Genomic DNA, 13,984 nt, shown 5'->3' with positions numbered 1-13,984 from the left:
GATGATCACAAGACCACCCCAGCTTCGCAAACGCGCCATCCGTCTCGGTGGCGCGCTCGTCGGCATGGCGCTCGCGCTCGGCGGGTGCCAGCATGACGAAGCCGTCACGGCCTCCATTCCCGACGACTACAAGCAGCGCCATCCGATCGCGATCGAGGAGCAGAATCGTTCGATCGTCGTCTTCGTCGGCCATGCCCGCGGCGGATTGACCGCCGCCCAGCGCGCGGACGTGATGGGTGTCGCATCGGCATGGTTGCACGAAGGCACGGGCGCCATCCGTATCGACGTGCCGTCCGGCACGCCCAATGCGCGTCCGGTCGCGGACACGATGCGTGAAATCCAGGCGATGCTGGCGGGAGCAGGCGTTCCGCCGCGCGGCGTCAACGTTCGACCCTACCAGCCGGAAGACAAGCGCTTCTTGCCGCCGATCCGGCTCACTTATTCCAAGATCGCCGCGGTCGCGGGTCCCTGCGGCCTGTGGCCGGAGGACGTCGGCCCTTCGATGAAGAACAAGAGATGGTTCGAGAACAAGGACTACTACAATTACGGCTGCGCCTATCAGCGCAACCTCGCGGCGATGGTCGACAATCCGTCGGACCTCGAGCAGCCGCGGCCTGAAACTCCGTCCTACACGCCGCGGCGCATCACCGCTCTCGAGAAATATCGCAAGGGTGTCACGACGGCGATCACCTATCCCGAGGCCGACAAGGCCAAACTCAGCGACACCGGCAAATGATCAGCTACGCTCGCCAGACACACGAAGAGCAGCCGGACGCTGCTCCTCCGCCGGCCGAGGAGCATATTGCGCCCGCGCCGCGCGTCTCGGTCCAGGCCTTCTGCGAGACCGTGGAAACCGCCGCCGCGGTCCAGGCGGCCGGCGAAGACCGCCGTCTCGGCAAGGCCCATCTGAAGATCCAGATGGGCGGCATGGCCGCTGCAACCGAGGCCTACCGTTCGGCCCCGACGCCGAACGTCATCGTGCTCGAGAGCGACGGACGCAACGACCTGCTGGGCGGGCTCGACCAGCTCGCCACCGTCTGCGACGCCGGCACCCGCGTGGTCGTGATCGGCCGCATCAACGACGTCACACTGTATCGTGAGCTGGTGCGCCGCGGTGTCAGCGACTACGTGCTCGCGCCGGTCGGCGCGATCGACGTCGTGCGCTCGATCTGCAACCTGTTCTCCGCGCCGGAAGCCAAGGCGGTCGGCCGCATCATCGCGGTGGTTGGCGCCAAGGGCGGCGTCGGGGCTTCCACCATCTCCCATAATGTCGCCTGGGCGATCGCGCGCGACCTCGCCATGGACGCCGTCGTCGCCGATCTCGACCTCGCCTTCGGCACCGCCGGGCTCGACTACAATCAGGACCCGCCGCAGGGCATTGCCGACGCCGTGTTCTCGCCCGATCGCGTCGACACCGCCTTCATCGACCGCCTGCTGTCGAAATGCACCGACCATCTCAGCCTGCTGGCGGCGCCGGCGACACTGGATCGGGTCTATGATTTCGGCACCGACGCCTTCGACGCCGTGTTCGACACCCTGCGCTCCACCATGCCCTGCATCGTGCTCGACATACCGCATCAATGGTCGGGCTGGACCAAGCGCGCCCTGATCGGAGCGGACGACATCCTGATCGTGGCCGCGCCCGACCTCGCCAATTTGCGCAATACCAAGAATCTGTTCGATCTGTTGAAGGCTGCGCGTCCCAACGACCGGCCACCGCTCTACTGCCTGAACCAGGTCGGCGTGCCGAAACGCCCCGAAATCGCCGCCGCGGAGTTCGCCAAGGCGATCGAGAGCCAGCCGATCGTCTCGATCCCGTTCGAGCCGCAGATCTTCGGCTCGGCCGCCAACAACGGCCAGATGATCGCGGAGATCTCCGCCAACCACAAGTCGATCGAGATGTTTCTTCAGATCGCTCAGCGCCTAACGGGCCGCAGCGAGACCAAGAAACAAAAGTCGTCCCTGCTTTCACCCCTGATTGACAAGTTGCGGGGAAAATAAGCCGCCGCATGGAGTTGTTAAGTGTTCGGTAAGCGTAGCGGAACAGACACCGACCTTCGGGCGCCCAAGCCCGGCGCCGTGTCGCCCGAGCCTGCCCAGGCTCCGGCGCCGACGGTGTCGCGCGCCCCGCCTCCGCCGGCCGTCGCCTCGCCGCCGCTTGCGCCTGCCAAGGCGCCGCCGCCTCCGGCCATGGAGAGCCGGCGGTCGGACAATTATTACGAGGTCAAGGCGACCATCTTCGGCGCGCTGATCGAGGCGATCGACCTCGCCCAGCTCGCCAAGCTCGATTCGGAGTCCGCGCGCGAGGAAATCCGCGACATCGTCAACGAGATCATCGCGATCAAGAACATCGTGATGTCGATCGCCGAGCAGGAGGAACTGCTCGACGACATCTGCAACGACGTTCTCGGCTACGGCCCGCTCGAGCCGCTGCTGTCGCGCGACGACATCGCCGACATCATGGTCAACGGCGCCAACACCGTCTACATCGAAGTCGCCGGCAAGATCCAGCGCACGGGAATTCGCTTCCGCGACAACCAGCAGCTCCTCAACATCTGCCAGCGCATCGTCAGCCAGGTCGGCCGGCGCGTCGACGAATCCTCGCCGATCTGCGACGCGCGCCTCGCCGACGGCTCCCGCGTCAACGCCATCGTGCCGCCGCTGTCGATCGACGGCCCCACGCTCACCATCCGCAAATTCAAGAAGGACAAGCTGACGCTCGATCAGCTGGTCAAGTTCGGCGCGATCTCGCCGGAAGGCGCCGAAATCCTCCAGATCATCGGTCGCGTCCGCTGCAACGTGCTGATCTCCGGCGGCACCGGCTCCGGCAAGACCACGCTGCTCAACTGCCTGACCAACTATATTGAGCATGACGAGCGCGTCATCACCTGCGAGGACGCCGCCGAGCTCCAGCTCCAGCAGCCTCACGTGGTGCGGCTGGAAACCCGACCGCCCAACATCGAGGGCGAGGGCCAGATCACCATGCGCGAGCTGGTGCGCAACTGCCTGCGTATGCGCCCCGAGCGCATCATCGTCGGCGAGGTTCGCGGACCCGAGGCGTTCGACCTGCTCCAGGCCATGAACACCGGCCATGACGGATCGATGGGCACGCTGCACGCCAACAACCCGCGCGAAGCCCTGTCGCGCTGCGAATCCATGATCACGATGGGAGGCTTCTCGCTTCCCTCACGCACCATCCGCGAGATGATCTGCGCCTCCATCGACGTCATCGTCCAGGCTGCGCGCCTGCGCGACGGCTCGCGCCGCATCACCCACATCACCGAGGTGATGGGCATGGAAGGCGACACCATCATCACCCAGGACATCTTCCTCTACGACATGGTCGGCGAGGACGCCAACGGCAAGATCATCGGCCGGCACCGCTCGACCGGCATCGGCCGTCCGAAATTCTGGGAACGCGCCCGCTATTACGGCGACGAGAAGCGCCTTGCCGCTGCGCTGGACGCGGCGGAAGTCGCGCCGAAGACGTGAGCAGGTCAGCATGAACGTGCAGGTCCTCGCCCTCGCATTCCTTGCCACCGCGGCGGTCGGCGGCATCGCCTGGGTCTTCCTCTATCCGCTGCTGTCCGGGGAACGAAAGGCCGAAAGCCGCCGCGCCTCGATCTCGCGGGCCGAGGCGCCCACGGCCCGCCAGGCCGAGAAGACCCAGCGCTCGCGCCGCGAGCAAGTCGAGACCACGTTGAAGGATCTCGAGGCGCGACGCCTGCAGGAGAAGAGCGCTCCGCTCCCCGTCCGCCTGTCGCAGGCGGGGCTCGATTGGACGCCGCAGAAATTCTGGATCGTCTCCGCCGCCGTGGCGGGCGCGTTCTTCGCGGCCGCTCTGTTCGCCGGCGGGGGCCTGATCGGTGCTGCCGGCCTCGCCTTTGCCGGCGGGTTCGGCCTGCCGCGCTGGGCACTGGGCTTCCTGAAAAAGCGCCGCGAGGCCAAGTTCCTGGCGGCACTGCCCGATGCGGTCGACGTGATCGTCCGCGGCATCAAGGCGGGCCTGCCCTTGTTCGAATCGATCAAGGTCGTCGCGGCCGACGCGCCCGAGCCGCTGCGCAGCGAGTTTCTGGCGATCATCGAGACCCAGGCGATCGGCATGCCGCTCGGCGAGGCCTGCTCGCGGCTCTATGATCGCATGCCGTTGCCGGAGGCCAACTTCTTCGGCATCGTCATCTCGATCCAGCAGAAATCCGGCGGCAACCTCTCCGAAGCGCTCGGCAACCTTTCCAAGGTGCTGCGCGACCGCAAGAAGATGAGGGAAAAGATCCAGGCCATGTCGATGGAAGCCAAGGCCTCGGCCGGCATCATCGGCTCGCTGCCACCGATCGTGATGTTCCTCGTCTACCTCACGACGCCACATTACATCTCGGTGCTGTGGACCCATCCCACCGGCCAGCTCATGCTGGTCGGCTGCGTCGTCTGGATGGCGGTCGGCATCATGGTGATGAAGAAGATGATCAATTTCGATTTCTGACGGTGCAGTATGGTCCAGTTTCTCGTCGCGAAACTACATGACGTCCACTTCATGACCATGATGCTGGCGGCCATTGCCGCCAGCGCCACCGTCTATACGCTGGTGATGCCCCTGTTCGCCGGCGAGGGCCTTTCCAAGCGCATGAAGGCGGTGGCGAGCGAGCGCGAGCGCATCCGGCAGCGCGAGCGTGAGCGCCTTCACAAGAATGAAAAGGTCACGCTGCGCCAGACGCCGAAGCAGCTCGTCTCCAAGGTCGTCGAGGACTTCAACCTCACCAAATGGCTCGCGCAGGAAGCTGCGCGCGACAAGCTGATCATGGCGGGTTACCGCGGTCAGGCGCCCTACATCACCTTCCTGTTTGCCCGCATGGTCGCGCCGATGGTGCTCTTCATCGGCTCGGTCATCTACGTTTTCTTGATCGCGCATCTGCAGCAGGGCATGCCGATCAAGATCGGCATCTGCATCGGCGCCGCCTATCTCGGCCTCCAGGCGCCGATGCTGTTCCTCAGGAATGCGATCTCCAAGCGCCAGCTCTCGATCAAGCGCGCCTTTCCCGACGCGCTCGACCTGCTTCTGATCTGCATCGAATCCGGCATGTCGGTCGAGATGGCGTTCCGGAAAGTCGCCACCGAGATCGTGGGACAGTCGATCGCGCTGTCGGAGGAGTTCACGCTGACCACGGCCGAATTGTCCTATCTTCAGGATCGCAAGGTCGCTTACGAGAATTTGGCGCGACGCACCGGGCTCGAGGGCGTCAAATCGGTCTGTCTCGCGCTTCAGCAGGCGGAGCGTTACGGCACCCCGCTCGGACATTCCCTGCGCGTCATGGCGCAGGAAAATCGCGACATGCGCATGAACGAGGCTGAAAAGAAGGCTGCCGCCCTGCCGCCGAAGCTGACCGTGCCGATGATCCTGTTCTTCCTGCCCGTGCTGTTCGTCGTCATTCTCGGACCGACCGGCATCAAGATCTCCGAGATGCAATGACGCAAGACCCGGGCCGCGCATGCGGCCCGCGGGCAGCTTTCAGGATGAGACGATAGAAGAGACGATCAGGTCTGATCAGTCGGGCTGGCTGAGCGAGGCGACCGGCGTCCGCTTCGGTGCGCCGCGGGGAGCGTCGCTGCGGCTGAGCATCTCCTTGAGATAGGCGACGTTGGCCGCGGCCTGATCCGGTGGCAGATCTGCCTTCACGATGGTCTCGGCTTCGGCGAAGCGGCCCTGCAGACCGACGACAAGGCCGAGATTCTGCCGCACCCGGATGCTCGCACGAGGCGAGGCGTAGGCCTGCCGCAGCGCCTCTTCGGCCTTCGGAAGGTCTCTCGACAACATGTAGGACAGGCCGAGATTGGAGAGCACGCCGGGATCACCCGGTGCGATCTTGAGCGCGCTGGCGTAGTAGGAACGCGCTTCCTCGTGACGGCCCATCTGGTCCAGCGCGGTGCCCTGCACCGAGAGCAGGCGCCAGTCCGGATTGTCAGGCGAATGCGCTTTCGACAGCACGTCGTAAGCTTGCTGGAAATTGCCGTTGTCGGCGAGGGCGCGGCCGTATTGGGCGAGCAGCGCCTTGTTGCCGGGATTGGCGATGGTCGCCTGCTCGAGCATGGCGGCGGCCTGGGCGCGCTGGCCGTTGGCGCGCAACGCCTGACCGTAGCCGAGCGCGGCATCGGCATCCTTGGGATTGGCGCGGTAGCGCTCGCCATAGACCTCGACGGCGCGCGCCGGATCGGTGGGAGCCGCCTCTGCCCGTGGTCCGCCGATCGAGCCCGTCACGTCGGAGAGTTTCGACATGCCCGTGCAGCCGCCGAGACCCATGGCCACCGCCGCGACCAGCGAGGCGGACGCAAGAAGCCGAGCAAGACTGAACCGTAGACGCATGACGCTTTGACTCTCGAGCCGATTGATCGAGCCGAACGCGCCAGCAATAGACTGTTAACCCTAACGGCCGGTTAACACGGCCCCCGGGCCGTGCTCTCGTCGATATTCCCGCTCGCAAGCGTCGTCAGGCTTGCGCGGTTGCAATCCAGCAGCAGCAGGTCGAAACCGCGCTCGCGGGAACGACCGTTCTCAACACGAGATACGAGATACGAGCGACGACGGTATGGTCTCGCCCGATCAATATTCGATGGCAAGCCGTTTGCGGATTTCGTCGACGCGCCTGTCGAGCGCATCGAACCGCGCGTGGACCGAGCGGTCGTGGAGATAGAAGACGTAACCGCCGGCAAGGAACGCGAATATCCAATGGTGATGCTCGACATAGCCGAAGATCGCCTCAACGGCCTCGCCAATGAATGTGACCACGCTCCACACAAATTCCATTGCACTTCCTCCCGGCGCGCCTTGTCGTCGGTCGCCTGATCTCCAACTCTGGCGACCGTTGCCGGAACCTAGCATGGCCCCCTCGCCGCGAGTAGCGGCTCGCCGAACGGTGACAGCAAAGCCGATTGCAGCGGCGGCGAAACTCTGCGAAGTCTCATCCATTCGCATGACCTGTTTGATCTGTCGATCCGGACCCGCCAATGCCTTCTGTCTTCGAGACGTCGCCCGCCGCCATCCCGATCACCTTCGTCACCAAATCGAGCTGGGATCAGGTCGCCGAGGCGCTGGCGCCGCCGCAACGCGCGTTCGCCGCGGCATGCGCCTTTGCCGCCAAGCCGGGTGCCTATCTGGCGCTGCCTGCGCCCGACGGCGCAATCGCACAGGTGCTGTTCGGCCTCGAGGATGAGGGGGCGAGATCGCGCGACCTGTTCCGGCCCGGCGCCCTGCCCGGCCTGCTGCCGCCGGGGATCTATCGCTTTGCCAATGCACCCCACGATGCACGGCTGGCGGCGCTCGCTTTTGCGATCGGGCGCTACCGCTTCGCGCGCTACCGCAAGGCTGACAGGCCCGACGTCCGGCTGGTGCCGCCCGATGGCATCGATGCGGTCGAGATCGAGCGGATCGCTGATGCCGCGATGCTCGCGCGCGACCTCATCAACACCCCCTCCAACGACATGGGGCCGGCGGAGCTGGCCGCCGCCGCGCAAGACCTCGCCGCAGAGTTCGGCGCAAGCTTCGCCTGCATCGTCGGCGATGAGCTGGAGAAGAACTTCCCGCTGATCCACGCCGTCGGCATGGCCTCGAACCGTGCGCCGCGGCTGATCGACATCGGCTGGGGCGATCCTGATCATCCCAAGGTGACCCTGGTCGGCAAGGGCGTCTGCTTCGACACCGGCGGGCTCGACCTCAAGCCGTCGAGCGGCATGCTGATCATGAAGAAGGACATGGGCGGCGCGGCCAACGTCCTCGCGCTGGCGCGCATGGTGATGGATGCGGAGCTGAAGGTGCGGCTGCGCGTGCTGATTCCAGCGGTGGAGAACGCGGTCGCAGGCAACGCCTTCCGCCCGCTCGACATCTTCACCTCGCGCAAGGGCATCACGGTGGAGATCGGCAATACGGATGCGGAGGGCCGGCTGGTGCTGGCCGACGCGCTGGCGCTGGCTGATGAGGAGAAGCCCGATTTGCTGATCGATCTGGGCACGCTGACCGGTGCTGCGCGTGTCGCGCTGGGACCGGATTTGCCGCCTTTTTACACCAATGATGAGAGCCTTGCCGCCGACCTATCGCGCTGCGCGATGCAGGAGAACGATCCGTTGTGGCGCATGCCGTTGTGGCCGCCTTACGATTCCTGGCTGGACTCCAAGACCGCTACCATCACCAACGCACCATCAGGCGGCTTTGCCGGCTCGATCACCTGCGCGCTGTTCCTGCAACGCTTCGTCGATCAGGCCAAGAGCTGGCTGCATGTCGACATCTACGGCTGGACGCCGTCGGCAAAGCCGGCCCGTCCCGAAGGCGGCGAGTGCCAGGCCGCACGCGCCATCTACACCTTGCTGAGCGAGCGCTATGCGTGATCCAAAATACGACCCGAGGCTGACGCCGGCGCGGGGCGACCTCGCCGCGAAATATCTCGAAGGCAAGGTCGAGGCGGATCGCTTCGTCACCGGCGAGGAATTCGAGGTGATTGATCCGGTCGCGCCGGTGCGGGAGCAACCGTCGTCGGGCGCGATGCTGATGACGGAGGCGCTGCGCGGCGAACGCGTCACGGTCTACGACCGCAACGGCGAGGGCTGGGCGTGGGGCCAGCTCAATGGCGATGGCTATGTGGGTTGGCTGCCGGATGCAGCGCTCCTGAGACCCTCGGCGGCGCCGACCCATGTGGTCAGCGCGCTGCGGACGTTCGCCTTCCCCGGTCCCTCGATCAAGCTGCCGCCGGCCGATACGCTCGTGATGGGATCCAGGCTGGCTGTGTCGCGCGAGGACGGCAGCTTCGCCGTGACGCGCGACGGACAATATTTGCCCAAGGCCCATCTCGCCCCGCTCGATCATCGCGAGCCGGATTTTGTGACGGTCGCCGAACGTTTCGCCGGCACGCCCTATCTCTGGGGCGGCAAAAGCAGTTTCGGCATCGATTGCTCAGGGCTCGTCCAGGTGTCGCTGACATCAGCGGGCGTCGGCTGCCCACGCGACAGCGACATGCAACTGGCCGGTCTCGGCCGCGCACTGGAGCCGCATGAGCGCAGCAGCTTGCTGCGCGGCGATCTCATTTTCTGGAAGGGCCATGTCGCCATCGTCCGCGACGGCAACACCATGGTTCACGCCAACGCGCATCACATGGCGACGGTGATCGAGGCGATCGAGCCTGCGATTGCGCGGATCAGGCAGGCCGGCAGCGAGGTCGTCGCGATCAAGCGGCTCTAGGGCCGTGGATCGAAGGGATCGTACCCGATCTTTGTTCTCGGGCATCCGAACAGGTTTCGGACGCGGTTGCTGACGGAACAGGCGCATTGGCACCGGCAGAATGGTTTACCTTGCGGCGCAGCTACGGAACAACGTTACATCTGAGGAGATTTGCGGAACGAAACGCGGCGTCAATCTTTCTCTGGCTTTAGGAGGTGCCCATGAATTCTCAAGCCAGAGAAGGCGCGTGTGCGTTCGCTTGGCGAAACTACTTGCTGCTCCACAGCGGCATCAGCGAGAACGACGACAGGCGTTCCGCCCTCTACAGCTACATCTCCAATCTTCGCGGTACCGGCGAGGATGATTTCGATCTCTTGCAGATAGCCGCGGTCGCCTACTTGAAAAAGCTGGATGAATTGCATGACGACCAATGCGCGCGCCGCGCGGCAGATCAACTTCTGGCCGAGCGTTTGGAAGCAAGCAGTTCGCAACAGGACAGATAGCTTAGGTCATAACACCAGAGCGAAGGAGCGAACAGCATGGCAGACAACACCAATGCAAACCGTTTCGTGCCCGACCCTCAACGGCGCATCGCCGCAGCGACAGCAATCGGCATGAATGCCTTGAAGCCGATGATGCACTTCCAGGTCTCAATGCTGAGGATGTGGGCCGATAGTATCGAGAGGCTCGAGGCCAATTACGACAAGAAGCTGGAAGACACTGCGGCCACACTCGAGGAAGCGTCAGACAAGGAACGCGCCGCGTAACATCAAGGCGGGCTGCGCGGGCTGCCTCGTGCAGCCTGCTCCGGCGAAACGCTCCGGGCGCCGCAATGTCGCGCGTCTGGAATGACGGACTACGTCGCCACCGACCCGTTTCCCGCCGTCTCCAGCCGGAACGCCGCCGCGAACAGCGCGCGCGTGTAGTCGGTCTTCGGGTTCTTGAACAGCTCGGCGGCCTGCCCCTCTTCGACGACCTTGCCGCCGCGCATCACGATCAGATGGCTCGCAAGCGAAGCAACGACGCGCAGATCGTGCGAGATGAACATGTAGGTGAGCTCGCGCTTGCGCTGGAGTTCGCGCAACAGATCGACCATCTGCGCCTGGAACAGCATGTCGAGCGCGCTGGTCGGCTCGTCCAGCACGACGAAATCCGGCTCCAGCACCACCGCCCGCGCGATACTGATGCGCTGGCGCTGGCCGCCGGAGAATTCGTGAGGATAGCGGTAGCGGGTGTCAGGCTTCAGCCCGACGTCTTCCAGCGCCTTGACGACGCGCGCCTCGCGCTCTTCGCCCGACAGCTTCGGCTGATGCACCGAGAGACCTTCGGCGATGATGTCGGCGACCGACATACGCGGGCTGAGCGAGCCGAACGGGTCCTGGAACACGATCTGCATGTCGCGCCGGAACGGCCGCATCTCCTTGAAACGCAGCCCCTGGATGTCTTTCCCCAGGAACACGATACGCCCGTTCGAGGAGATCAGCCGCAGCAGGGCCAGCCCCAGCGTGGTCTTGCCCGAGCCGGATTCGCCGACGACGCCGAGCGTCTCGCCCTTGCGCACGGCGACACTGACGCCGTCGACCGCCTTGATGTGGCCGACCGTCTTGCGCATCAGGCCGCGCTTGATCGGAAACCAGACCTTCAGGTCGTTGGCGGACATCACCACTTGCGCACCCGGCTGCGGCGGCGCGGGATCGGGTTTCGGCTCCGCCGCGAGCAGGTCGCGCGTGTAGGGATGCTTCGGGCCCTTGAAGACTTGCTCGACCGGCCCCTGCTCGACGATCTCGCCGCTCTTCATGACACAGACGGTGTCGGCGATGCGGCGCACGATGCCGAGATCGTGGGTGATGAAGAGCAGGCTCATGCCGAGCCGCGAGCGGATCTCGGCGAGCAGCGCCAGGATCTGCGCCTGCACGGTGACATCGAGCGCCGTCGTCGGCTCGTCCGCGATCAATAGATCCGGCTCGTTGGCGAGCGCCATCGCGATCATCACACGCTGGCGCTGACCGCCGGAGAGCTGATGCGGATAGCTCTTCAGTCGCGTCTCCGGCTCGGGAATACCGACCTGCGTCAGCAATTCCAGCGTCCGCCGGCGCGCTTCGGCATTGCTGGTCGGATTGTGCAGCTGGATGATCTCGCCGATCTGCGCCTCGATCGTGTGCAGCGGATTGAGCGAGGTCATCGGCTCCTGGAAGATGATGGAGATGTCGCTGCCGCGAATCTCCCGCATCTGCTGCTCGGATCGGTCGATCAGCTCCTGCCCCTTGAAGCGGATGCTGCCCGAGGGATGCGAGGCGTTCGGATAGGGCAACAGCTTGAGGATCGAGAGCGCGCTGACGGACTTGCCGGAGCCGGATTCGCCGACCAGCGCCAGGCATTCGCCACGCTTGATCTGGAACGAGACCTTGTCGACCGCGAGCGTGGTGGTGCCGCCCTGGTGGAAGGCCACCGACAGGTCGCGAACGGCAAGCAGGGGCTGGTTGATCGCGTCCATCGGCTTACCTGAACGTCTTGCGCGGATCGAAGGCGTCGCGCACGGCTTCGCCGATGAAGATCAAGAGCGACAGCATGCTCGCGACCGAGAAGAAGCCGGAGAAGCCGAGCCAGGGCGCCTGCACATTGGCCTTGGCCTGCGACAGCAATTCGCCAAGCGAAGGCGATCCCGGCGGCAGGCCGAAGCCCAGGAAATCGAGCGCCGTCAGCGTCATCACCGAGCTCGACACGATGAAGGGCAGGAACGTCATGGTCGCGACCATCGCGTTCGGCAGCAGGTGGCGGAACATGATGACGGGGTTGGAAACGCCCAGCGCCCGCGCCGCCTGGATGTATTCGAAATTGCGCCCGCGCAGGAACTCGGCCCGCACCAGACCGACCAGCGAGACCCAGGAGAACAGCAGGAGGATGCCGAGCAGCACGAAGAAGCCGGGCACGAGCACCGAGGACAGGATCAGAAGAAGATAAAGCGAGGGAATCGCCGTCCAGATCTCGATGAAGCGCTGGAAGATGAGATCGACCCGCCCGCCGAAATAGCCCTGCACCGCTCCCGCTGCGATGCCGATGACGGACGAGACGATGGTGAGGCAAAGGCCGAACAGCACCGAGATGCGGAAGCCATAGATCAGCCGGGCGACCACGTCGCGCCCCTGATCGTCCGTCCCGAGCCAGTTATATTCGAGGTCGCGGCAGCTCTTCAGCCCCTTCTTCTCCACCACCGGCTTGCATTGCGCTTCCGTCAGCATCCATGTCGGTGGCGACGGCGCCGGCGTCGGCAGGTCGAGATTGTGGGTGTCGTAAGAATAGCGGATCAGGGGCCAGACGATGCTGCCGCCCTTGTCCTTGATCAGCTTCTGCAAATAGGGATCGCGATAGTCGGCAGCGGTTTCGAAGTCGCCGCCGAAGGTGGTTTCCGAATAGGTCACGAAAGCGGGCCAATAGAGCCGGCCGTCGAACTTGATCAGGAATGGCCGATCGTTGGCGATCAGCTCCGCGAACAGCGAGACCACGAACAGGGCGATGAAGATCCAGAACGACCAGTAGCCGCGGCGGTTCGCCTTGAAGTTCTGCCACCGCCGCCTGTTGAGCGGCGAAGGCGCGAAGGGCTTGCGCGTGATCGGAACGACCTCACCCAGCGGGGACTGGGTCGTGGTCTCGATCGGCGTCGGCGCGGTAACCGTCATCAGACCTCCCGCGCCTCGAAATCGATCCGTGGGTCGATCCACATATAGGTGAGGTCGGAGACCAAATTGATCACGAGGCCGACCAACGAAAAGATGTAGAGCGTGCCGAACACCACGGGATAGTCGCGATTGAGCACGCTCTCGAAGCTGAGCAGCCCAAGCCCGTCCAGCGAGAAGATGGTCTCGATCAGGAGCGAGCCTGAAAAGAAGGCGTGAATGAACGTCCCGGGGAAGCCCGCGATCACGATCAGCATCGCATTGCGGAAGACATGGCCGTAAAGCACCCGGCCCTCGCCGCAGCCCTTGGCGCGCGCGGTCATGACGTATTGCTTGCGAATCTCGTCCAGGAACGAGTTCTTGGTCAGGAACGTCATGGTGGTGAAGGCACCGAGCCCCATGGCGATCAGCGGCAGCGTCAGATGCCAGAAATAATCGATGATCTTCCAGTACCAGGGAAACTGCGACCAGCCGTCGGAGGTCAGTCCGCGCAGCGGGAACCAGTTGAAGAACGAGCCGCCTGCAAACAGGATGATGAGGAGGATCGCGAACAGAAAGCCAGGAATGGCATAGCCCAGCACCAGAACGGTCGACGTCCAGGTGTCGAAGCGTGTGCCGTCCTTGACCGCCTTGCGGATGCCGAGCGGGATCGAGATCAGATAGGTGATCAATGTCAGCCAGATACCGAGCGAGATCGAGACCGGCAGCTTCTCCTTGATCAGCTGGAGCACGCTGACGTCGCGGAAATAGCTCTTGCCGAAATCGAAGCGGGCAAAATTCCAAACCATCAGCGCGAAGCGTTCCGGCGCCGGCTTGTCGAAGCCGAACTGTGCCTCGAGCTTCTTGATGAAGTCGGGATCGAGGCCCTGCGCGCCGCGATATTTCGAGTTGATGGCATCGCCCCCCGCCCCGACCTGCCCGGGCGCGCGCTGCGCAAAGTCGCTGCCGCCCGAAATGCGCGAGGTGCCGCCGGTGTCGGCCCCCGAGAGCTGCGCGATCACGCGCTCGACCGGGCCGCCGGGCGCGAACTGCACGACGACGAAGGAGACGAACAGGATTCCGAGCAAGGTCGGGATCATCAGGAGGATGCGGCGGGCGATATAGGCACTCATGG

At 64.5% G+C, this 13,984-nt stretch carries 14 protein-coding genes; 9 read left to right on the top strand and 5 right to left on the bottom strand.

Features of this window, described 5'->3' with window-relative positions:
- Nucleotide 1: 1 nt before the first annotated feature.
- The 5 genes from RAD04_RS03945 to RAD04_RS03925 are packed head-to-tail and all read left to right on the top strand — an operon-like array spanning nucleotide 2 to nucleotide 5,464.
- Nucleotides 2–736, top strand: coding sequence for a CpaD family pilus assembly protein (locus RAD04_RS03945; protein ID WP_461622735.1), 735 nt, complete (start codon nucleotides 2–4; stop codon nucleotides 734–736).
- The gene (locus tag RAD04_RS03940) at nucleotides 733–2,001 is read left to right on the top strand and encodes an AAA family ATPase (protein ID WP_091955939.1); all 1,269 of its coding nucleotides are present in this window, start codon (nucleotides 733–735) and stop codon (nucleotides 1,999–2,001) included. The genes RAD04_RS03945 and RAD04_RS03940 overlap by 4 nt, the downstream gene beginning before the upstream one ends.
- A 21-nt stretch (nucleotides 2,002–2,022) precedes the next feature.
- Nucleotides 2,023–3,492: a CpaF family protein gene (locus tag RAD04_RS03935; RefSeq protein ID WP_461619219.1), complete on the top strand. Its 1,470-nt coding sequence runs from the start codon at nucleotides 2,023–2,025 to the stop codon at nucleotides 3,490–3,492.
- A 10-nt stretch (nucleotides 3,493–3,502) separates the two neighbouring features.
- Nucleotides 3,503–4,480 (top strand): type II secretion system F family protein, encoded by a 978-nt coding sequence (locus RAD04_RS03930; RefSeq protein ID WP_461619218.1) that lies wholly within the window; start codon nucleotides 3,503–3,505, stop codon nucleotides 4,478–4,480.
- A gap of 9 nt (nucleotides 4,481–4,489) precedes the next feature.
- Nucleotides 4,490–5,464 carry a type II secretion system F family protein gene (locus RAD04_RS03925; protein WP_461622734.1) on the top strand — a complete coding sequence of 325 codons (975 nt, stop codon included), beginning with the start codon at nucleotides 4,490–4,492 and terminating at the stop codon, nucleotides 5,462–5,464.
- 75 nt (nucleotides 5,465–5,539) lie between these two features.
- Here RAD04_RS03925 and RAD04_RS03920 read toward each other — a convergent pair whose 3' ends face one another.
- On the bottom strand, nucleotides 5,540–6,355 hold the full coding sequence (locus tag RAD04_RS03920) for a tetratricopeptide repeat protein (protein WP_461622733.1): 816 nt from the start codon (nucleotides 6,353–6,355) through the stop codon (nucleotides 5,540–5,542).
- Between the two features lie 237 nt (nucleotides 6,356–6,592).
- Nucleotides 6,593–6,796, bottom strand: coding sequence for a hypothetical protein (locus tag RAD04_RS03915; protein ID WP_091955935.1), 204 nt, complete (start codon nucleotides 6,794–6,796; stop codon nucleotides 6,593–6,595).
- Nucleotides 6,797–6,996: 200 nt separating this feature from the next.
- Here RAD04_RS03915 and RAD04_RS03910 point away from each other — a divergent pair, with 200 nt between their 5' ends.
- The 4 genes from RAD04_RS03910 (at nucleotide 6,997) to RAD04_RS03895 (ending at nucleotide 9,963) form a co-directional block, all read left to right on the top strand.
- Nucleotides 6,997–8,370: a leucyl aminopeptidase family protein gene (locus RAD04_RS03910; RefSeq protein WP_461622732.1), complete on the top strand. Its 1,374-nt coding sequence runs from the start codon at nucleotides 6,997–6,999 to the stop codon at nucleotides 8,368–8,370.
- A complete protein-coding gene (locus tag RAD04_RS03905; protein WP_461622731.1) occupies nucleotides 8,363–9,217 on the top strand; it encodes a C40 family peptidase in 855 nt (284 codons plus the stop codon). Before RAD04_RS03910 ends, RAD04_RS03905 begins: the two co-directional genes overlap by 8 nt.
- A 200-nt stretch (nucleotides 9,218–9,417) precedes the next feature.
- Nucleotides 9,418–9,699, top strand: a complete 282-nt coding sequence (locus RAD04_RS03900) for a hypothetical protein (protein ID WP_461622730.1) — start codon at nucleotides 9,418–9,420, stop codon at nucleotides 9,697–9,699.
- Between the two features lie 36 nt (nucleotides 9,700–9,735).
- Nucleotides 9,736–9,963: a hypothetical protein gene (locus tag RAD04_RS03895; RefSeq protein ID WP_461619212.1), complete on the top strand. Its 228-nt coding sequence runs from the start codon at nucleotides 9,736–9,738 to the stop codon at nucleotides 9,961–9,963.
- A gap of 89 nt (nucleotides 9,964–10,052) precedes the next feature.
- Here RAD04_RS03895 and RAD04_RS03890 read toward each other — a convergent pair whose 3' ends face one another.
- From RAD04_RS03890 to RAD04_RS03880, 3 genes are read right to left on the bottom strand one after another with little or no spacing between them, the layout of a single operon-like run.
- Entirely contained in the window at nucleotides 10,053–11,690 is a 1,638-nt protein-coding gene (locus tag RAD04_RS03890; RefSeq protein ID WP_461622729.1) for an ABC transporter ATP-binding protein, read from the bottom strand.
- Between the two features lie 4 nt (nucleotides 11,691–11,694).
- On the bottom strand, nucleotides 11,695–12,873 hold the full coding sequence (locus tag RAD04_RS03885; RefSeq protein ID WP_026202073.1) for an ABC transporter permease: 1,179 nt from the start codon (nucleotides 12,871–12,873) through the stop codon (nucleotides 11,695–11,697).
- On the bottom strand, nucleotides 12,873–13,982 hold the full coding sequence (locus RAD04_RS03880) for a microcin C ABC transporter permease YejB (protein ID WP_091955929.1): 1,110 nt from the start codon (nucleotides 13,980–13,982) through the stop codon (nucleotides 12,873–12,875). Before RAD04_RS03880 ends, RAD04_RS03885 begins: the two co-directional genes overlap by 1 nt.
- Nucleotides 13,983–13,984: the final 2 nt, after the last annotated feature.

It is taken from the genome of Bradyrhizobium sp. 25ACV (assembly GCF_054863005.1).
The sequence above is the reverse complement of the archived record's forward strand: the minus strand, read 5'-3'. Positions and strand labels throughout refer to the sequence as shown.